Raw genomic sequence first — 20,744 nt, forward strand, 5'->3', positions numbered from 1 at the left:
ATAACCTTAGTCTTATATGCTAGGGAACCACACCTCAACCGTTGTCCCTACTCCAAGCTCGCTTGACAGCACAAGACGGCCATTATGGGAGGAAATAATTTTGTCCACGATCATCATGCCAAGACCATTGCCGTCTCGCCTTGTCGTATGAAAGGGCTGTCCAATACGCTGCAGAACCTCGTCCGTCATGCCAACGCCATTATCGGCAAACCGCAGCCGCTGATACCCATCGACGATATCCAGCCGAATGTTAATCTCCCCTCCATAGGGAAGAGCTTCCATCGCATTTTTCAAGATGTTCAAAATGACCTGCTTCACTTGATCGCGATCGCAACGTATCGTCTTCTGCTCTTTAATATCGCTTTGTATTTGAATGCCGTTCATTGCAAATTGCATTTCAAATACCGACAGCACCTCTAGCAAAATATTGCCGCACAGCTCTTCTTTGTACTGGACCGCCTGCGGTCTCCCTAATATTAAGAACTCGCCTACGATAGCATTCATACGCTCCAGCTCAGACATCATCATGTTATAATAATGAGGGTTGGTCGTTTTACTGGACAGCTGCAGCATCCCCTTAACCGTAGTCATCGGGTTGCGGATTTCGTGTGCAATGCTGACTGCGATCTGGCCTGCAAACAAGAGCTTCTCCGTATTCCGCAGCAGCTCCTCTGTCATCTTCATCTCTGTAATATCCCGCAAGCTGCCAACCACTCTTGTAAGCTTGTTATCATTATCATAGATAGGCACTACATCAAGCATATAATGGTGCTGCATCGTACCAACCTGCAACGATACCTCTATCCCTACGCATGACTCCCTGCAGTTAATAACCTGCTCGAAATAAGGGCCAATCAAGCTCCTTTCAAAAACGCTTGTACCTAAGCAGCCGCGATCGCCGTCTAACCCATTGCTGAGAATGGATTCGCTGATATCGTTTGTATCTATAATTGTTCCCAGCGCGTCTGTAATGACCACACCATAATAGTTGGTCTCCAGCAGCACCTGATTTAGGATTTGCAGCTGGGTATTGTTTTTTCGCAATAGCAGCTCGCGTTCAATAGAATCGACGATCGTACATAGAAGCGCAAGCATGTGAGGATGGGTGAATTGCACACTGGTCATCAATGAGAGGGTTCCGAGCAGCTGTCCGTTACCCTGATTGTGGAAAGGCGTCGTATAACAAGCAAGCTCATGCAGCACCTCGTGATAATGGTCCTTACCGATAAGCTGAATAGGCTCATTGTGGCATATGCTCAAATGGACCGCATTCGTACCCAGCTCTTCCGTGAACCGAACGCCCTCCATAATGCCTAGCTGCCGAACCGTAGCGATGATGGACGGGTCGCCTTTAAATTCAAGAATATGGCCTTCATGATCTGAAATCGCAATAAAAAAAGGATCTCCTGATACAGAGGATAAAAATTTATCCACAAAAAAACCGATGACCTCAATAATCTCTTTATATTGGCTGCGCTGCTCATCAAGCTCAGCGGCAGTATAGCATTCAAGGAAAATAGGTAGTTCTTTTGAATCAAGGCCTAGCCGCACGCATTGCTTATGTGACTCTATGAGTCTATCGTTATTTATCATGTTGTTACCTTTCCAGGAGGGCGAGCTTCCATTTTGTTGGACATTACCCAATTATTCTAGCTATACTGCTCACAATCCTTCCCAATTTTATTAAAATTCGTTTATAAATATTGAGATTCCCCAAAAATAGAAAAGTACCAAAAGAAAATCAACATTTGATCGGGTATTTTCATAATGTTTCCAAATAAAAAAAGCGGTCCTACGACGGCATAGAGCCATAGCAGAGCCGCTTTTTTTTGCTGAAACATTACCCTTGGGGCAGGAGCGTAACCTTCATATTATCTAGGTAAAAAGTAGTAAGGCCTTCATATCCGGAATCGCTGCCCACGATCACGTAAATTTCGCCTTTATCGTTAGCGGTAAGGGTTGCTGCATGCTGCATGGCCACCGGTTGGAAACCTTTCAGCGCATCATTAGGCTGCACCATGTTGCCAACGATTTTCATATCCGCGCCCTCTGTCTTCTGATTGCCTTTGTCGATATTCATACGGAAATGAGGTTGGCCTTCCGCATTCGACTCGGTCGCTGCCGGCTCTCTGTTCACGAAGCCGGCTTTAATGCTGACCGCTTCCCCAGGCGCTCCGCCAACGCCCATCATTCCGCCGGATTGGTCGGTATACAGCTGGAAGGAGAGCGATGCTTGATAGGCTTTGCCCGGCTCCAAGCCTTCGATTTTTTTGGTCACATACATAAACAAATCATCGCTTCGATTCATTCCGTTTAACATCAAACCATAATTGGTTTTATTATTAGCTGTTGGCAGCAGCTCTCTGCCGTATTTCAGCTCATAAATGGCCGGATCATAATCAACGGGCAGGTCAGCGAAAGCTCCCTTCCAGCCATCTTCGCCTTGATCAAACGTATAGTGATACGATATCGCGGCCTCGCTTGTTTGAATCGATATTTTTTTCTGCTTCGCATCCCAAGTTGTCTTAGCGCCAAGCAATTGCGCCACGCTTTTGGCTGGGACGAAAATATTTCCTTTTACAACCGTCACTTTGGCGGGCAGCTTTACGTTTTTAATAAACGTGCCAACTACCGCATCGCTGTTTTGCGTCAGCTGCACGGTAAGCCCATCGCGAGTCAGCGTGATTCCCTTCGTTTTACCGTCCCAAACGAGCTTGGCCTGCAATCCCTCCGCCAATGCTCTCACTGGCACCATCGAGATTCCGTTTATGACGTATGGGGCTGCGGCAAGCGTATGCTCGCCGCGGTAATCGATGGATTTGCTGCTGCCTATTTGAAATTGAAGTGGGACAGACGGTTTAGCTGAAGCGCTATATGAAGTTCCTCCAGGTACTGCTGCACTTAGAAGTACGGCTGTCGCAATAGAAGCAACCAAAAGATTTCGGTTTAACCTTGATTTAATCGCCATTTGTCTACCATCCTTTGTCGTTAGTCGTTTTTTGTGGGGTACCCTACTAACGTGACTAGGATGGAATAAGTTGCGGGTTCGATCAATCTTGCCGCTCTAACAAATGCTGGATTAGCCTTTCAAGCTCTGCTCCAGATCAGCAATCAGATCCTCGCTATCCTCAATCCCTACCGATACGCGTATTAAACCGTCGGTAATGCCCAACTGCTCTCGACGCTCGCGCGGGATCGAGGCATGCGTCATTTTTGCAGGCACAGAGATGAGGCTTTCAACGGCTCCCAGACTCTCGGCTAGCGTAAAATATTTCAGCTTGCGGATAACCTCCGATGCCCGCCCCGCACTGCCTACGTCAAAGGAGATAATGCCGCCGAAGCCGCGTGCCTGCCGAATAGCCAGCTCATGCTGGGGATGGCTCTTCAGTCCGGGGTAATGGATGCTCTTAATGGAGTCCAATCCCGTCAAATAGGCCACGATTGCCTGTGCATTTTCCTCATGGGCCTCCATGCGAAGGCCAAGCGTCTTCAAACCGCGGATGAGCAGCCATGAATCCTGAGGACCAAGCACGCCGCCCGTAGCATTTTGCACAAAATGAAGCTCCTCGCCGAGCTTCTCGCTATTCACGACAGCAAGGCCCGCCACTACATCACTGTGTCCGCCAATGTATTTCGTAGCCGAATGAACGACAATATCAGCTCCAAGCGCAATCGGCGTCTGCCAATAAGGCGTGCTGAACGTATTATCGACGATAAATAGCAATTGGTTCGCCTTGGCATAATCTGCAACCTTCGCAATATCTGTCACTTTAAGCAGCGGATTCGTTGGCGTCTCCACGAATAGCGCCTTCGTATTCGGTCGGACCGCTTCTTCGATTTCCTCCAGCCTCGTCGTATCGACGAAGGTCGCTTCAATGCCTAGCCGGCTGAGCACCTTCGTAACGATTCGATAGGTTCCTCCGTACACATCATCGGTCAAAATAATATGGTCTCCCGCGCTCAGCAGCGAAAAAACAGCGTTGATCGCAGCCATTCCCGAGCTGAAGGCAAACCCTCTTGCACCTTCCTCCAAATCGGCAATATACTGCTCGAGTGCATGACGTGTCGGATTGCCGGTACGCGAATATTCGTACCCCTTATGCACGCCGATATCGTCCTGCTTATAGGTGCTGACTTGATAGATCGGAACGCTAACCGCGCCGGTATGCGGATCAAATGGAATGCCTCCATGAATCAGCTTCGTTTTACGCTTCAGCTCAAGCACCTCCATAAATTTGTTTGCTTAAATACCGTTCGCTGCTGTCGGGAAAAATCGTAACGATCCGGCTGCCCGGCGGCGCGATCGCCGCCTCTAGCAAGGCGGCATGCAGCGCAGCGCCTGACGAGCTGCCGACAAGCAGTCCCTCAAGCTGCGCAATCTCCTTCACCCTTGCAAAAGCATGCTCATCCGAAATCGTATGAATCGCATCAAAATACGAGCTGTCCATGAACGGGGCCAGCTTCTCGACGCCGATTCCCTCCGTCCTGTGCGGACCTGGCGCTCCGCCGCCAAGAACCGAGCCCTCAGGCTCCACAATCACCGTCTTCACATTGGGGTTTTGCTCTTTCAAATAGCGGGCTGTTCCCATGAAGGTGCCTCCCGAGCCCGCGCCGGCGACAAATACGTCAAGCTCGCCGCCCAAATCGCGCCACAACTCCGGCGCGAGCGTTTTATAATAGGTTTCCGGGTTAGCCGCATTGGAGAACTGTCTGGGCGAATAGGCGCCTGGAATTTCTTCGACCAGCTCTTCCGCCTTCTGCACCGCTCCTAATATGCCAAGCTCCGTTGGTGTATTTATAATTTGCGCGCCAAGCGCTCTCATCAGCTGCTGCTTCTCGGTACTAAACTTGTCTGGCACAACAAAGATCGTTGATATGCCGCGTCCGATTGCAGCCAGCGCGAGCCCTATTCCCGTATTGCCGGCCGTCGCCTCGATAACGGTGCCGCCGGGCAGCAATTGCCCGTTTGCGAACGCCTCGTTCAACAATTGGATGCCAAGCCGATCCTTGACGCTTCCTCCCGGATTTAAGCATTCAAGCTTCGCATAAAGACGTATGCCGCTTGGCAGCCCATACCCCTTAAGCTCAACCAGTGGCGTGTTGCCAATAAGCTCGTGGACATTTTGATACATAGCCATCCGCAGTCCCTCCCACGATAATCCGTTTCATCGTACGCTCATCCGTTGATTGGTCTACACCCTCCATCATATGAAGCTGCTTCTCTTTGTGTTATGCCCGCTGCCCCTCTTTAGCCGTCTCTGCAACGCCATTCGTAAGCAATAAGCCACAAATAGTTCTATCGCTTTATACAAATATTCAATAATAGCTCACTATTCCAATGTGCTATACTGCCTTTATGCTTCCGAGCCATTCGTTTTTTTCCAATAAAATAGGAGGTGAAGGGTTGTCTGCCGGACTAACCGAAAAGTTAAATAAGCCTCTTTCTGCAAACCAGTCATTTTGGCCAGCTCTTGCGACCCTCTTTTTCGGCTCATTCGTCGGCATGTATCATGTCGTTTCGCTTAATGTCTCCTTGCCCGGCTTCATTGACATTTTTCAAACCGATTTAGGAAAAGTGCAGTGGATTGTAACAGGGTTTTCACTTGCATGCGGCGTTATAGCGCCTGCCAGCGGCTACGCGGGGGATCGTTTTGGAGGAAAGCAGGTCTTTCTGTTTTGTCTATCCGGCATTACCGTTACGTCGGTGCTATGCGCCCTTTCATGGAATATCTACGCGTTAATTGCGTTTCGCATCCTGCAGGGCATTTTCTGCGGGCTTATTCAGCCGGTATCGCTGGCCATGATCTACCGTACCGTTCCGCCCGAAAAGCAGCCCATCGCGGTGAGCATTTGGTCGTTCTCCACCATTCTAGGAACGGCGCTTGCCCCATCGGTCAGCGGCTGGCTGCAAGGCTATGACTGGCATCTCATTTTCCTCGTGACCGTGCCTATCGGCATTCTCGCGCTCATGATCGGCATCCGGATTCTCCCTTCCAATCCGGTTAACAGGGAAACCAAGCTGGATCGCACGGGCCTTGCGCTTGCAGCCCTTGGCAGCCTCTCGTTATTGCTGCTATTCGGCAATATTTACGCTTGGGGCTGGCGGTCGGCCGCGTTTTGGATCTGCCTCATCGTTGGCCTCGGTAGTGCGGCATGGTTTGTCATTCACCAGCTTCGCACGCCGGCGCCCTTGCTTCAGCTTCGTTTATTCCGCAACAAAACGTTTACGGTAAGCTTGATTATTTCGCTTATCCTTTCTGTTGCGCTATATTCGGGCATTTATTTTGTTCCGCTTTACCTGAGCCAAATTCATCATCTCAGCTCGTTTCATATCGGGCTTCTGTTTTTGCCGGGCGCGGCATGCTTAACCTGCGCCACCTTCTTCTCGGGCAAGTATTACAACAAATTCGGCCCTGCTGTGCTTGCGATAGTAGGCACCACTATACTCATTCTCACAACATATATGTTCAGCCGGCTTCAGCTCACTACGAGCTTGCTGACGATTATGATCATCATCGCGATACGCAATACTGGAACCGGACTGGCGCTTACACCTGTAACCAATGCCGGCATGATGGCCATTCCGAAGGAGCTGTCCGGCCACGCATCGGCACTCATCAACTGGCTCAGGCAAGTATTTAGCGCAATGGCGCTCGGTATGTTCACCTCGTTGTTCTATGCGCGGTTGGCTATTCACCAAGCACGTTCCTCAGGCACAGGCAGCGAGCCTGTTGAACCACACGCTTATACGATGAGCATCAATGACGCCTTTCTCTTATCGGCTGTCATAATTGTAGCGGCGCTGCCGCTAGCCCTGTTGCTTCGCAAGCGGCGGCGTACCAGCAGCAGCAGCAAGCAGGCTTAGCGAAAAAACCTAAATAGGACTGTTTTGACGGATGGATGAACGATAACCACGTCAGAACAGCCCTATTTTTATAATCAACGTTGGTGCTGGGTGAGACTAATGCTTCCGCAGCCTCTTCGAAATGCGATTGCCTATTGATTGCATTAGCTGCACCAGCAGGATAAGGATAATGACGCACACGTACATTACATCAGGCTCCCAGCGCTGATACCCATAACGGATCGCCACGTCGCCGAGGCCGCCAGCGCCCATCACCCCTGCCATCGCTGTCGCCCCAATTAGACCAATTGTCGCAATGGTCAACCCAAGGACAATACCCGGTCTCGCTTCCTTCAAAATCACCTTCCAAATAATTTGCCGCCGCGAGGCGCCCATCGCTTGAAAAGCCTCGATTACGCCGGGATTAACCTCAAGCAGCGCTGATTCAATAAGCCTTGCAATATAAGGCGCCGTATAGAAAACTAGCGGGACGATAGCTCCCTTCACCCCAATTGTCGTGTGTACAATAAATTTCGTAATCGGAATGATCGCGATCAATATGATAATAAAGGGAACGGAGCGGACGATGTTAATAGTCGTATTCAAAAGATAATAAAACGTTTTGTTCGCATAAATATGGCTCGGTCGCAGCACGACAAGGCAAACGCCTAGAAATAGGCCGATTATGGTTGAGAAGAACAAGGAATAGCCGACCATTGCCGCTGTTTCGCCTATCGCTTCTGTATATAGATCCTGATTTTCAATGAGACTTTGGAAAAAGCTACCCAACATGCTCAAGCACCTCCACCTGCATGCCATGCGAAGCCATATACGCAATGCCTTCCCGTATGGCAGGAGGGTCGCCAGGCAAGCTTATGATGAGGCAGCCGAACACCGTGTCTTTGATTTTAGTAATATTGCCATACAAAATGCTCGGCCGAAGCTGATAGCGCACCGTCAAATCCGCTAAAATCGGCTCGCTCACCGTTTCTCCAACGAATGAAATGCGCAGCAGCTGTCCCGAATGGGGTCGGCGCCATACACTTTGCAGCAGCTCCTGCGGCAAATCAACATCAAATACGCTTTTGGTAAATTTTTTGGTCGTATCCGTCTTTGGGCTTGTGAACAGCTCTAGAACGGTGCCTTGCTCCACAATGAGACCATCTTCCATTACCGCTACTCGGTCGCATATTTTCTTAACGACATACATCTCATGGGTAATGAGCACGATCGTGATTCCGTAGGCTCGATGGATATCCTGCAGCAGACTGAGAATCGAATCCGTCGTTTGCGGATCAAGCGCCGAGGTTGCCTCATCGCATAACAAAATTTCCGGTTCATTGGCAAGCGCTCTTGCAATGGCTACGCGCTGCTTCTGGCCTCCCGACAGCTGGGCGGGAAACGCCCCTTTCTTGTCCTCCAGCCCGACGAGCGACAGCAGCTCGCTTACTCTCGTTTCGATCTGCTTCTTCGGCACGCCAGCGAGCACGAGCGGCGCGGCTATATTTTGATAAACGGTGCTCGACATCAGTAAATTAAAATTTTGAAAAATCATGCCGATCTTGCGCCGCATCATGCGCAGCTGCTGCTCATTCAGCTTCGCTAGCTCCGTCCCATTGACGCGAACCACGCCGGCAGTTGGCCTCTCCAAATAGTTGATGCAGCGCAGAAGCGAGCTTTTGCCTGCCCCGCTGTAGCCGATAATGCCAAAAATCTCGCCTTTGCGAATATGAAGATTGGCATCCTTGACCGCGTGGACGGCTTGATTGCCTTGCTGATACGTTTTGCTTACATTCTCGATCCAGATCACGGTATGAACGCTCCTCTGCTAAAATGTTAAAAAAGGCCTCTTCCCTTAAGAAGAGACCTGCCCTTTACCTAGTTACCAAGACGCTACGATATAAGTGCCGTATTTTTCTTCTACAAACTTTTTCACTTGATCGGAATGATACGCTTTAATGAGTCTTTGGAATACGGGCTTATCCTTGTCTTCGGTTCTTACCGCAATAATATTGACCCACGGCGAGTCCTTAGGCTCGATGAAGATTGCATCCTTCGTTGGTACAAAGCCCGCTTCCACCGCATAGTTCGTGTTAATAACCGCCGCAGTCAAATCGCCTAGCGCCTTCGGTATGAACGCAGCATCCAGCTCTTCGAATTTCAGGTTCAGCTTGTTTTCTGCGATATCGCGCACAGTCGCTTTAATGCCAACGCCTTCCTTCAGCTTAATAAGGCCGGCATTCTCGAATAGGATTAACGCTCTAGCGCCGTTCGTTGGATCATTCGGCAATCCGATGACGTCGCCTTCTTTGATCTCCGATACCGCTTTGATCTTCTCGGAATAGAAACCGATAGGGAAATTAAGCGTATTGGCGATCTTTACAAGATCAAGATTGTTGTCCTTCTTGAATTGGTCCAAATAGGGCTCATGCTGGAACGCATTGGCATCAAGCTCGCCCTCTGCCAGCACTTTGTTAGGCTGCACGTAGTCATTGAATACAACGAGCTCGATATCCAGGTTATCCTTGGCGGCAACCTCTTTCACCTGCGCCCAGATCTCTTCCTCGACGCCTGCCGATATGCCTACCTTTAACGTTGCTTTTTCGCCATCGCCGGCACCTGCTCCCTCATTTGTGTCCGATTTGCTGCTGCAAGCTGCAAGTGTGAACGTCAACACCAACGTCAGCACGATAAACACCATTTTTTGCTTCATTTCAAAATCCCCCTGCTTCATAATGTTGAGGCTCATTAAGCGTCCGGACAAACAAAAAAGCTCTTATTAAACAGAAGCCGGCCCGCATGGCCTTCCTGTCAAATAAGAGCTTTTAGTCGTCTAATCAGCTCAATTTCTTATTATTCCGATGTAGTTACTATAGATTAAAGCGGAGCTTTCTGTCAACGATTTATTTATCATATAGATGCTAGCGCTTCCAAAATAGGGTAAATAAAAGAAGCGTCGCCCATTAGAGCAGTGGAATTATGATAATTTTCTTCGTCCACGTACGCTAGCCACCTCCGCCCGTTGCAGTTGGACAGGCATAAGAGAGACATGTTCAATCAGGGTTCCTATTCGATCCCCTAATGCTATGCCAACTCATAGGAGCTTTACTCATCTGACTTCATCTTCGAACCGTTGCGTGTGAACAGAATTAGCAGGAAAATCTCCCTCTAAATTTTCAATATGGAGGCAAAAAGACAATTTAGCTGGAAAATCTCCCGTTAAAAGGAGCGCTTGCACCCGAAGTTAGCCGAAATGCAGAAAATTAACGGGAGAAAATCCTTCTAATACTCCAATTGGCGTGAAATCTCTTGAAATAACAGGAGTTTTTCCTGTTAAGTTGTTGGCGGGTGGGTTGGGGGTTGGCGGGGTAGACAGACAAGCCTTCCAACCATCAGCGCCGCTACTGTTGCTTTTAGTACGCGTGCACGGCAACAAGAAGAGCCGGAAAAGAAAAACGAGCCCGTAGAATCACTTCTACGGCTCGTTCGTTTAAGCTGCGGGAACCCATCCAATTCCCCTAATCGCTTCTCTTTCGTGCGTGAGCTGCTTTTTCAAACACCGGCTTAGCCATCAACTATGACTTAACCCGGATTTCTTCCTTTATACGCAGCACGATCTCGCTGACGGATTCCGTCCCGAGGTCTCCCTCGCCGCGTTTCCGAATTGCCGCCGTGCCTGCATTTTTCTCATTCTCGCCCAGAACGAGCGTGTAAGGAACCTTTGCAAGCCCTGCCTCGCGGATCTTATAGCCCAGCTTCTCGTTTCGAATATCCACCTGTGTCCGGATACCCGCTTCCGTCAGCGCCTGCTTCACTTGAAGCGCATAATCGATATACTTCTCCGAGACAGGCAGCAGCTTCACCTGCACAGGAGCCAGCCATAACGGGAACGCGCCTGCGTAATGCTCAGTCAGCATGCCGATAAAGCGGTCAACCGATCCATATACGGCGCGGTGTATGACGACGGGACGGTGCTTCTGGTTATCCTCGCCGATGTAAGTCAAATCGAATTTCTCCGGCATTTGAAAATCAAGCTGTATCGTGCCGCACTGCCAGCTGCGCTTTAGCGCATCCATTATGTGAAAATCGATCTTCGGCCCATAAAACGCGCCGTCGCCTTCATTCACCCTATACGGAATGCCGCTGCGATCCAGCACGCTCTTCAGCGATTGCTCCGCCTGATCCCACAGCTCATCTGAGCCCATGTAGTCCTCCGGCCTTGTCGAGAGCTCGATCTTGTATTCGAAGCCGAATACGCCATACACGTGATCAATCAAAGCAATCACGCGGCTAATTTCCTCTTGAATCTGGTCCGGCCTAGCAAAGATATGGGCATCGTCCTGGCAAAATGTCCGCACGCGCATCATCCCATTCAACGCGCCTGAATACTCATGCCGATGAACCTGGCCGAATTCCGAAACGCGAATCGGCAGCTCCCTGTAGGAATGCAGGCTATTTTTGAAAATAAGCATATGCCCTGGGCAGTTCATCGGTTTCAGCGCGTAACTCGTATCGTCAACATCCGTGAAATACATATTGTCTTTGTAGTGGTCCCAGTGTCCCGACTGCTCCCACATCCGCCTGTTCATCATAAACGGCGTCCGTACTTCCTCGTAATCCCGCTGCCGCTGCAGCTCCCGGATAAAATCCTCCAGCTCCGTACGGATCGTCATGCCATTAGCAAGGTAAAAAGGCATGCCCGGCGCTTCCTCGGAGAACATGAATAGCTCAAGCTCCTTGCCAAGCTTGCGGTGATCGCGTTTCTTCGCTTCCTCAAGCAGATGCAAATGCTCATCCAGCTGCGCTTTCTTAGGGAAAGAGGTGCCATATATCCGCTGCAGCATTTTATTGTCTGAATTGCCGCGCCAGTAAGCTCCGGCAACGTTAAGCAGCTTGAACGCCTTGATCCGCCCAGTGGACGGCAAATGCGGCCCTCGGCATAGATCAACAAATTCGCCTTGTTCGTACATCGTAATGACAGACGCCTCCGGCAGATCGCGGATCAGCTCCAGCTTGAGCGGCTCTTCCAGCTTGGCAAAAAACGCCGTTGCTTCCTCGCGGCTTACTTCCCGCCTTGTAATGGGCAGATCTTCTTGAACGATTCTGCTCATTTCCGCTTCAATCGCTGTAAGATCATCAGTCGATAGCGGCTTCTCGATGTCGATATCATAGTAGAAGCCGTCTTCGATGACAGGTCCTATTCCCAGCTTCACAGCCTTCTCCCCATAAATACGCTTAATGGCTTGCGCCATAACATGAGCTGTACTATGGCGGTATAGCTCAAGCCCGTCTGCCCCATCGAGCGTTACGATCTCAACATGACTGCTTGCGTCAATAGGCTGGCTCAAATCGACAAGCTTGCCGTTCACTTTGCCCGCTACCGCGTTTTTTCTAAGCCCAATGCTGATGGACTCGGCAACTTGCAAGACGGTCGTCCCTTGCCCATACTCCTTAACTGTTCCATCCGGTAATGTAATTGCAATACTCATCATGCAGCCTCCGATCGAATTAGTAGAACGCAAAAAAAACACATCTCTCCACAAAGGGACGAGTGCGTTCAGCTCGTGGTTCCACCCTCATTCGATCCGCTGCTTTATGTAACTGGCTAATCGCCAGGCATTCAGCTGAAGCAAGATCCTTATTGAGCATCCGATAACGGGGATGAAACGGTGTTATTTACAACCGCCAGCTAGAGCAGCGGGTTCCATAACACGGCTGCAAAGGGGTAATTACACAATCGGTTGCTGGAGAAGCTCTCAGCCTTAGCCTCTCTCTCTGGACAGCTCGTATAGGTAATCATGTCTTTGGTCGAAGCCTATTTATGGCTAAATTTTAATCCGAACAAACTGATATGTCAACCGCGGCGGATACCCATTTTTATTCGGTAGAGGATCGCTCATGCAGGAAGTCGGACGGCGAGCTTCCCGTGCTTCGCTTAAAAATGCGGTAGAAATAGGAGACATCGTTATAGCCTAAGTAATCAGCGATTTCGCTGATCATAAGCTGCGACTCGGTCAGCATGTAGATCGCCGTTTTCATCCGTTGATTGTGCACATATTCGCTAATCGTCTGATTGGTGACCGACTTGAACAAGGTTGCGGCGTAATTTGGCGTCGTGTTGATGACATCGCCCAGCTCTTCCTTGGTCACCTTCTCGCGGTAATGGGTGGAAATGTACTGCTTCATGCTGTCTACGCGCCGGTGCTTCTCGGAGGAGATCATGCCGCGATCCTTCTCCTGATTCAAAAAGATCAGCGCTTCAATCAGCAGCGCCTCCGCCATCAGCTCAAAGTAGGCGGGCCTTTCTTTATGCTGCGTCAAAATGCCCCGAAGGCGCTCCTGCACAACCTCAAAGCAACCGAGCCTTTGCTTATATGGCTCTTGGAGCTGAAGCAGCGTTAATCCGCACTCTGCCGTATTTCTTCTAAAGTTGATCACGTACTTCGTGTGCACAACCGTAGGGATGCTTTTGCCATAGAACGGAATGTGGTCCGGAATGAGGAGCACATCCCCTTTCTCCACAATAACCTTCTCCTCGTTCACCCAATATACACATTTCCCATACGTCACAAGCGAGAGGTGAAAGGCGTGCTCACGCCCCCCTCCTTCCTCGTACCAAGCCGCCCCATTGTCCTGATGAGCATCCGAAATGGCTATCATGATACACCCTCCCCGAAACTGTACTATAGTACATTCATTGTACTATAGTTCTCATTGCCTTTCGAGCATTAGCGTTACAATGAAAAAAACGAGGAGGCCTACAACATGCTAAAAACAAAAATTATTTGTACAATGGGTCCCGCTTGCGACTCCGTTTCGACGATCAAAGAAATGATCCAAGCAGGGATGACCGTTGGTAGACTGAATATGGCTCACGGCGAATTAGAAGATCATGTCATGCGAATGAATAATATACGGCAAGCCGCGCGGGAGCTTAACACTTTCGTGCCGATTATGATGGACATTAAAGGACCTGAGGTGCGGATCGGCAAGCTGAAAGAGGCTTCATGCGAGCTGGTTATCGGCGAAGAGCTGATTCTAACGACGGAGGATGTGCTGGGCGATGCGACTCGCCTGCCCGTTAATTATTCCGAGCTGCCGCTTGTCGTAAAGGCGAATGACCGGATTTTGATTGATGATGGATTGGTTGACCTTACCGTGCTTTCCGTAGACGGAACTGAAATCCGCTGCAAAATCGTTAGCGGCGGCACTTTGAAACCGCGCAAAGGCGTCAACCTGCCAGGTATCAAAACGACGCTGCCAGGCGTAACCGAACGCGACGTTGTGCATATCCATTTTGGCCTCAAACATAATGTTGAGATCATTGCCGCTTCGTTCGTTAGAAAAGCAGAGGATATTTTGGAAATCCGCAACATTCTTGAGGAAGCGAATGCGGGACATGTGCAAATCATTTCCAAAATCGAAAATGAAGAGGGCATGCTCAACCTTGATGCGATCATCGAAGCTTCCGACGGCATTATGGTCGCGCGCGGAGATCTTGGCGTAGAGGTGCCGATTGAAGATGTGCCGATGATGCAGCGTGAAATGATCAACAAATGCAACCTCGTAGGCAAGCCGGTTATCGTTGCTACACATATGCTTGAATCGATGCAGGTTAACCCGCGTCCAACAAGAGCGGAAGTCAGCGACGTAGCCAATGCGGTCATCCAAGGCGCAGACGTTGTCATGCTCTCAGGCGAGACAGCTGCCGGCAAATATCCGATTCCGTCTGTTAGGACGATGGCTTCCATCGCGAAAAAAGCCGAATCCATGATCGACTACAAAGAGCAGTTCGACAAAAAAAGAGCACAGCAAAGCACGAACATTACCGAGGTTATCAGCCAAGGCGTCGTAAGCTCCTCGCTTGAGCTGAGCGCAAAAGCGATTCTTACGTCGACAGAAAGCGGCTTTACTGCGCGCATGGTATCCAAATACCGTCCGATGGCGCCGATTATTGCGATCACGCAGCATGACCATGTGCTTCCAAAGATTTGTCTGCTCTCCGGCGTCATTCCGGTTAAGGGCGACGCAGTAACAACAACAGACGAAATGTTCGAATCCGCGACCCGCAATGCCAAGCTGACTGGCCTGATTGAAGAAGGCGATATCATCGTTCTCTCCGCAGGCGTTCCAATTGGCCAAGCCGGAGCTACCAACTTGATTAAAGTAGCACAGGTATAGCAACTTAATGAATAAAAGCTGCGTTGTCCGAGGACTTCGCAGCTTTGTTTGATTTCAAGCGACATTCAAGAAGCTTTCACAATATGCATACTTCCGAGCGGCTTGTAGAGCTTAATATAATAATAACAATACTTTCGTTATGAAGCTAAGGAGGAATAGGTGTGAAAAAGGAACATACCGTCTATTTCAAGATTATCCATGGCACGGAAACTAAGATGCTTACCGGACTTATTTACTTAGAGGAAAATACGCAGCCCACCGTTCAGGATTATGAGGAATGCCTGAAGCAGTGCGGCCACGATGTGCGTATCGAGAACAGAGAGCAATTTATTTTCCGCTCCAACAACCCCGCGGACGATTATCTCATTGATGTACTGGAAAACTACAAGAAAAATAATAAAGACTTGCATGCCGACCATCTCGCTCAAAGCTTCGTAAAAAAGACGACATTCCTTTAGCATCATGCAAAAACATAGGTACATCAATTATTAAGAAGGCTGTTCCGGGTCAAACGACCTTATGGGACAGTCTTCTTGTCTTGTATAGAATAGACTTATTACCGTTTTCACAGTTGCTAAAGTACCTATTCTTTTATAAGACCTTGGAAATATTTCCAAATGGTATTTGTTATGCTATGCTTCTCATAGAATTAGATATACTGCAAAAAAAGCAAGAAGCTAAGCCCATCATGGTCCATGAAAGTTGGTGCTACATGAGTACTGGTGAAAGCATATCGTTGGTTGTTGTCATCCTGATTTCTTTGCCGCTTTGCCTGCTCGCCTTCATGGTCATCAGGCAGTCGTTCCAAGATAACCTTGAAGTCAAACATATTTTGAAAAACGGCGTTCCATTCGACGCTACCGTAAGCTCCATTCGGCAAACCAATACGGAGATCAACGGTTATCCCGAGGTTTTTATCGGATTAACGATTCCAAGAGAGCATGCCGAGCCTTACCGGGCAATCGTAAAAACGGTCATCGATATGGTTAACAATCCGCAATACCAGCCTGGCCGCAAAGTAAAGGTGAAGGTGCTGGAGACAAACGGACGAATAAAAGTCGCCTTGGAAGGCGGACAAGCGCTATAAACAAGCGATACCACGATAAAGAAGAGCGCCGCAACCGGCGCTCTTTTCTTATTGCATCGCAGCTGTTTGTGGTTTTGGCTTCCGCAGCAGCAAAGTCAGCGGCAAGGACACAATAATAATAATAGTGCCCAGATGGAACACATCTTGGACGCTCAAAGAGAGCGCGACGGTTTTGGATACATTCCCCGCTCCCAAGTGAGCGATCGTCTGCGCTGATAATATCGAGCTGAACAAGCTGATTGAAAGCGCCGATGTCCCTTGTCTGATCCAGTTCATGACCGCGGACGCATGGCCCGAGTTGACGCTAGGCACAGCAGACATTGCCGCATTCGTCACCGGCATATTGCTGAAGCCAATCCCCATATACCGAATGGCAACCCATACCGTAATAAACAATGCGCTTGTAGCCACATTCGCATGGCTGAGCTCCCAAGTCGCTATGCCCATAAGAATAAGACCGACGAGAATGAGACGCGACGGGCCCACCTTGCTGTAAAGCTTGCCAGCCGCAAGCGAGATTAACACCATGGCAAGCGTGCCCGGCAGCATGGCCATCCCCGTCGTAAAGCTGGACTCGCCTTTAATATTTTGCATAAAGATGGGAACGAGCAGCGTGCCGGCATAAAGCGATATCGTAATGCAGCAGTTCAGAATCAAACCGTACGTAAACCGCGGAATCTTCAATACACGCAAATTCAATAAAGGATTGCTGACGCGCAGCGTCCTTCGAACAAAAAACACAAGGACGAGAATACCCGCTGCGATCATGCCTAACGTCTGCCAGCCCGCCCAGCCCCAATTGTGGGCTTCGCTAAATGCCACGAGCAGCGCGCTGGTTCCGACCAGCACCGCTCCAAATCCGATCCAATCGAGCTTGATGCCGGTGCTTAAGCGATAATTCGGAATATACCTAGCGGCGACGATCACAGCGATAATGCCGATTGGGATGTTCATGATGAACAAAGACTTCCAGCCGTAAATCTCAGCGAGCCAGCCGCCAATGGTCGGTCCAAGCGCTGGGGCAAGCATCGCCGATACGCTCCAAAAGCTGACCGCAACCGCCTGCTTCGACTTCGTTATCGTCTGGTAAATGATTGTCATCGTTGTGGGCATAATAATACCGCTGAAGAGACCTTGCAAAATTCTAAATGCAATAAGCGATTCGATGCTCCAAGCGAAGGTGCAAAGCAGGGAGGCTAAAGTAAAGCCTGACAATGCGATCACATACAGCTTTTTATAGCTCCATTTGTCACCCATAAAACCGATAACCGGAGCAATAATGCCCGTCGCCATCATAAAGCCGGATAACATCCATTGGACGGTATTCAAGCTGGCGCCAAAGTCATCCATAAATATAGGCAATGCGACGTTTATCGTAGTCGTGCTTAAAGAAGCCATGAAGTTGCCGAAAAAAACGGCAACCAAAATGGTCCAAAACGTTGATTCTGCTTTTTGTGAGGGTTCCACAATCATGCTCCTATTCTTTTAATTGATCTATTGCCGTCAAAACACGTTTTTCGTATCCTAATAGCGCCTCTTTGAATTGCTCCATTCGCAAAAGCTTAGTATCGATCATCGTCTTCTCTTTCTGCAGCACACTCAGCATCTCAATGAGCTTCAGCTTGCGCGCTTCGCGATCCTCTGTCGTACGATATTCGCTCTTTTGCTGCTCGATGATCGTCTGAAATTCCAGGTACTGCTGAAGCTCTGCCAGCGAGAAACCCAGTACTTCCTTAACCAGCAAAATTTTATTAATCTTCTCAATATCGCTTTCGGAATACAACCGTATACCGCCTTGTGTACGCTCAGGCGCAGAGATCAAACCAAAATCCTCATAATAACGAATGGCCCGCTTCGTTAAACCTGTACGCTTCGCCACTTCTTCGATTTTCAACAAATCCAATACGCCGCACCTCCGTAGTCTATGTTACTAGCATACGCTTAATGACAGTTAACGTCAACGTTAACTTTATGCCAAAAAAATAGAGCACATCGGTTGTACTCCATCGCAAATACCATTTTAAACAGAACGCTGCTTTGCGACTTTACGAAACTTCATGTAGGATACAATGCGCCAAGGCAGGATGTAAAAGATAGCGACAAGCATAAAGAGAGCACCAAGCGTCTCCGGTTCAACCATGCTCAAATAGTTGCGCAAGGCAAAGCGGATGGCGACCACTGCCACAAATGCAAAAATAAAACCCATGTTTTTTTTCGCATAGATCTGATTATCCTCGCGCACCTCGTAATTCGTCGTCCAGATAAGCGGTATCGATAATAAGAGTCCAAGTACAGCGGCGATAAACCATTCGTAGAGCGGTGCATGAACATTCGGGTTCAGGATAAGAAAAAGACCCGGTACCATGAATAGCAACGGAAACAAAATTCTTCTGCCGTCTCCGCGAATCGGCTTGTAAAAGCTTCGCGTCCTCCTCCATAGCACAAATGCCACGATTAAAACAATGGTCACATAATACGATTCATTCATGTACACACCACTTTCCTTATTATCCTTTTTTCCCCTTTTTTCAGTATACAGCCTCCTCTCTTTAACGTGAATACAATAAAGCCGACCTCTTTGAGATCGGCTCTTATGCTCTATTTTCTTGCCATTCTCCGGATGAGAAAGACTCCTTCAATAATCAAGCCAAGAATAAATCCTGCAGCCACCGCTTCAAGGAACACAAGGAAGCTGACCAAATCCTCCCAGCCCGTCATATCCCGGGAGTATACTGCCATTAATATTAGTCCAAGCGCCAAGCCAAGGTTAGCGAACAGCCACAGCCATTTCGCCCCAAGCCAGCCGGCAAAGCTGAATAAAAAGGATAAGAGGATGGCGAGCACCATAAAGCGGAAAGCATGCATCCCCGTAAATGGCTGGCCTAATAGTAGAAAACGAATGACCCAGAGCAAAATGCTGACTAGCAAGGAGGATGCTCCGGCTAACAGCCACCACCCACTGCTTCTTTCTGCGGGAATCCAGCTCATCTGTGAAAACCCCTCTCTTATACAAAAACGTTCTTGCTTATTAAACGTATGAAGCGCTTACTTTGTTTCGGCTCAAAGCAAAGAAGAGAGCACCCGCCCGGATGCTCTCTTCTGCTAAGAAGCGCTTATTATTCAACGCCATCCTTGAAGTTTTTATCGTAGTTTTTATCGCCCTTGTGCTCAAGGTCGCTCAGCGTCTTCTCCAGTGTAGCCACGATTTGCTCCTTCACTTCCGACAGCGTGTCATAAAACAACGCCTCTTCTCCGCCAACAATTTTCACTCCGCTAATCGCTTGTATAGATTGATACCGCCGGTGCTGTTCCGCAAGATCATCGATCGCCTGAAGCGTATGCTGTGTTTGAAGAAACAAGTCTTTGTGGTCCTGGTTGGCAAGCCGATCCTCAAGCTGCTTCATTCGTGAATTCATAGGCACTATTCCCTTCGTATATGGAATTTATGAGGCGCATGCAAGAAGTTTCTTCCATACCATTGTACAATGATTTCCGCCGCAAAAACAAATCCCGCGATGCTTCACTCTGCCCCCATGGCACCTATGCCAAGCTTTCAGTAAACGTTCAGTCCGGCTTCATATGCGATTAACGTTCCGATACGACAATAACCCTATTCGGATGATCTTATTTCAAGCGATCGCAAGCCTTGCTCTCGGTTCTTATTTCCTATCAGGAGTTGATCGTCATTAAAAATTTAACCAGAAGGAAAAAAGCAGCACTTTTTCTTACCTTCATTGTTCTTGCAATCGGCATTGTGCTCTACGTGCTTGCCGACCGTTATCTTATCGAGCATGTTGAGGTCAATGTAGCCGCTAAGACGCCAGCCGCAGCAGCTCCTGCCGCCAATCCAGCAGACGGCACGGAAACGTTACAGCAGGATGATTGGAATTACAGCAGTGCCGATACGCAAATTCATATTAAGAAAGTCGAATCCGGCTCGGGCAGCGATAAAATCACTTATTTTGTCGCTGATGTCCAGCTTACGGATGCCAGCGTATTGCAGTCCGCCTTCGCCAAAAACGCGTTTGGCCGCAACATTACGGAAGACACGTCCGCGATCGCGGCTGAGAACGGTGCCGTTTTTGCAATCAATGGCGATTATTACGGGTTCCGGAATGACGGTGTCATCGTTCGCGGCGGCACCCTGTATCGGGACGAGCCAACACGCGACGCCATGGCATTGCTCTCGAACGGCACGATGAAAGCCTACAACGAGGAACAGCTCTCCTCCGCAGAGCTGCTTGCTGAGGGCGTCACGGATACGTATTCATTCGGCCCCATTCTCGTGAACGACGGCGTTATAGCGGGAGACTTCGATAAAGTATCCATCGACACTAATTTCGGCAATCGTTCGATTCAAGGATCGAATCCGAGGACGGGTATTGGCATGATCGCGCCGAACCACTACGTATTCGTCGTTGTGGACGGACGCAAGGACAACTACAGCAAAGGAATGACCTTAACTGAATTTGCGAATGTGTTTACGGAGCTTGGCGCATCGGTTGCTTATAACCTTGACGGAGGCGGCTCGTCCACGATGTACTTCATGGGCAGAGTCGTCAACAACCCGCTAGGCAAACAGCAGGAGCGCGGCGTCAGCGACATCCTGTATATCGCAAAATAACTAGCCAT

At 49.2% G+C, this 20,744-nt stretch carries 19 protein-coding genes; 5 read left to right on the forward strand and 14 right to left on the reverse strand.

The genetic code is table 11. The features are described from left to right. Window positions 1-12: 12 nt before the first annotated feature. The 4 genes from ADU23_RS07095 to ADU23_RS07110 form a co-directional block, all read right to left on the reverse strand. A complete protein-coding gene (locus tag ADU23_RS07095; protein ID WP_053373106.1) occupies window positions 13-1,593 on the reverse strand; it encodes an ATP-binding protein in 1,581 nt (526 codons plus the stop codon). 247 nt (window positions 1,594-1,840) lie between these two features. Continuing rightward, the gene (locus ADU23_RS07100; protein ID WP_053373107.1) at window positions 1,841-2,968 is read right to left on the reverse strand and encodes a copper amine oxidase N-terminal domain-containing protein; all 1,128 of its coding nucleotides are present in this window, start codon (window positions 2,966-2,968) and stop codon (window positions 1,841-1,843) included. Window positions 2,969-3,079: 111 nt separating this feature from the next. Further along, window positions 3,080-4,216, reverse strand: a complete 1,137-nt coding sequence (locus ADU23_RS07105) for a bifunctional cystathionine gamma-lyase/homocysteine desulfhydrase (RefSeq protein ID WP_053377513.1) — start codon at window positions 4,214-4,216, stop codon at window positions 3,080-3,082. Between the two features lies 1 nt (window position 4,217). Next, a complete protein-coding gene (locus tag ADU23_RS07110) occupies window positions 4,218-5,138 on the reverse strand; it encodes a PLP-dependent cysteine synthase family protein (RefSeq protein ID WP_053373108.1) in 921 nt (306 codons plus the stop codon). A gap of 266 nt (window positions 5,139-5,404) precedes the next feature. Between ADU23_RS07110 and ADU23_RS07115 the strand changes: the two genes are divergently transcribed. Further along, window positions 5,405-6,865, forward strand: a complete 1,461-nt coding sequence (locus ADU23_RS07115; protein ID WP_053373109.1) for a DHA2 family efflux MFS transporter permease subunit — start codon at window positions 5,405-5,407, stop codon at window positions 6,863-6,865. 96 nt (window positions 6,866-6,961) lie between these two features. Here ADU23_RS07115 and ADU23_RS07120 read toward each other — a convergent pair whose 3' ends face one another. The 5 genes from ADU23_RS07120 to ADU23_RS07140 all read right to left on the reverse strand — a co-directional run bounded on the left by ADU23_RS07120 (window position 6,962) and on the right by ADU23_RS07140 (window position 13,504). After that, window positions 6,962-7,636, reverse strand: coding sequence for a methionine ABC transporter permease (locus ADU23_RS07120; RefSeq protein WP_053373110.1), 675 nt, complete (start codon window positions 7,634-7,636; stop codon window positions 6,962-6,964). After that, entirely contained in the window at window positions 7,626-8,654 is a 1,029-nt protein-coding gene (locus ADU23_RS07125) for a methionine ABC transporter ATP-binding protein (protein ID WP_053373111.1), read from the reverse strand. Before ADU23_RS07125 ends, ADU23_RS07120 begins: the two co-directional genes overlap by 11 nt. 72 nt (window positions 8,655-8,726) lie before the next feature. Next, window positions 8,727-9,557, reverse strand: a complete 831-nt coding sequence (locus ADU23_RS07130; protein WP_053373112.1) for a MetQ/NlpA family ABC transporter substrate-binding protein — start codon at window positions 9,555-9,557, stop codon at window positions 8,727-8,729. Window positions 9,558-10,419: 862 nt separating this feature from the next. Beyond that, window positions 10,420-12,333 carry a threonine--tRNA ligase gene (gene thrS, locus ADU23_RS07135; protein ID WP_053373113.1) on the reverse strand — a complete coding sequence of 638 codons (1,914 nt, stop codon included), beginning with the start codon at window positions 12,331-12,333 and terminating at the stop codon, window positions 10,420-10,422. Window positions 12,334-12,721: 388 nt separating this feature from the next. Next, window positions 12,722-13,504, reverse strand: a complete 783-nt coding sequence (locus ADU23_RS07140) for a helix-turn-helix domain-containing protein (RefSeq protein ID WP_053373114.1) — start codon at window positions 13,502-13,504, stop codon at window positions 12,722-12,724. Between the two features lie 105 nt (window positions 13,505-13,609). Here ADU23_RS07140 and pyk point away from each other — a divergent pair, with 105 nt between their 5' ends. The 3 genes from pyk (at window position 13,610) to ADU23_RS07155 (ending at window position 16,112) form a co-directional block, all read left to right on the forward strand. Next, the gene (pyk, locus tag ADU23_RS07145) at window positions 13,610-15,025 is read left to right on the forward strand and encodes a pyruvate kinase (RefSeq protein ID WP_053373115.1); all 1,416 of its coding nucleotides are present in this window, start codon (window positions 13,610-13,612) and stop codon (window positions 15,023-15,025) included. A 161-nt stretch (window positions 15,026-15,186) separates the two neighbouring features. Beyond that, entirely contained in the window at window positions 15,187-15,483 is a 297-nt protein-coding gene (locus ADU23_RS07150; RefSeq protein WP_053373116.1) for a hypothetical protein, read from the forward strand. A 254-nt stretch (window positions 15,484-15,737) separates the two neighbouring features. Continuing rightward, on the forward strand, window positions 15,738-16,112 hold the full coding sequence (locus ADU23_RS07155) for a hypothetical protein (RefSeq protein ID WP_141680394.1): 375 nt from the start codon (window positions 15,738-15,740) through the stop codon (window positions 16,110-16,112). A 48-nt stretch (window positions 16,113-16,160) separates the two neighbouring features. On the opposite strand, the gene ADU23_RS07160 is transcribed toward ADU23_RS07155, so the two are convergent. From ADU23_RS07160 to ADU23_RS07180, 5 genes are all read right to left on the reverse strand, one after another. Beyond that, on the reverse strand, window positions 16,161-17,585 hold the full coding sequence (locus ADU23_RS07160; protein WP_053373118.1) for a DHA2 family efflux MFS transporter permease subunit: 1,425 nt from the start codon (window positions 17,583-17,585) through the stop codon (window positions 16,161-16,163). A 4-nt stretch (window positions 17,586-17,589) separates the two neighbouring features. Next, window positions 17,590-18,015, reverse strand: coding sequence for a MerR family transcriptional regulator (locus ADU23_RS07165; RefSeq protein ID WP_053373119.1), 426 nt, complete (start codon window positions 18,013-18,015; stop codon window positions 17,590-17,592). A 117-nt stretch (window positions 18,016-18,132) separates the two neighbouring features. Continuing rightward, a complete protein-coding gene (locus tag ADU23_RS07170) occupies window positions 18,133-18,600 on the reverse strand; it encodes a CcdC family protein (protein ID WP_053373120.1) in 468 nt (155 codons plus the stop codon). A gap of 110 nt (window positions 18,601-18,710) precedes the next feature. Continuing rightward, window positions 18,711-19,100 carry a hypothetical protein gene (locus tag ADU23_RS07175; protein WP_053373121.1) on the reverse strand — a complete coding sequence of 130 codons (390 nt, stop codon included), beginning with the start codon at window positions 19,098-19,100 and terminating at the stop codon, window positions 18,711-18,713. 128 nt (window positions 19,101-19,228) lie between these two features. Next, a complete protein-coding gene (locus ADU23_RS07180; RefSeq protein ID WP_053373122.1) occupies window positions 19,229-19,528 on the reverse strand; it encodes a hypothetical protein in 300 nt (99 codons plus the stop codon). Between the two features lie 230 nt (window positions 19,529-19,758). Here ADU23_RS07180 and ADU23_RS07185 point away from each other — a divergent pair, with 230 nt between their 5' ends. Next, the gene (locus ADU23_RS07185) at window positions 19,759-20,736 is read left to right on the forward strand and encodes a phosphodiester glycosidase family protein (protein ID WP_231637331.1); all 978 of its coding nucleotides are present in this window, start codon (window positions 19,759-19,761) and stop codon (window positions 20,734-20,736) included. Window positions 20,737-20,744 lie beyond the last annotated feature (8 nt).

Source organism: Paenibacillus sp. FJAT-27812, assembly GCF_001273905.1.
Classification (GTDB): Bacteria; Bacillota; Bacilli; order Paenibacillales; family Paenibacillaceae; genus Pristimantibacillus.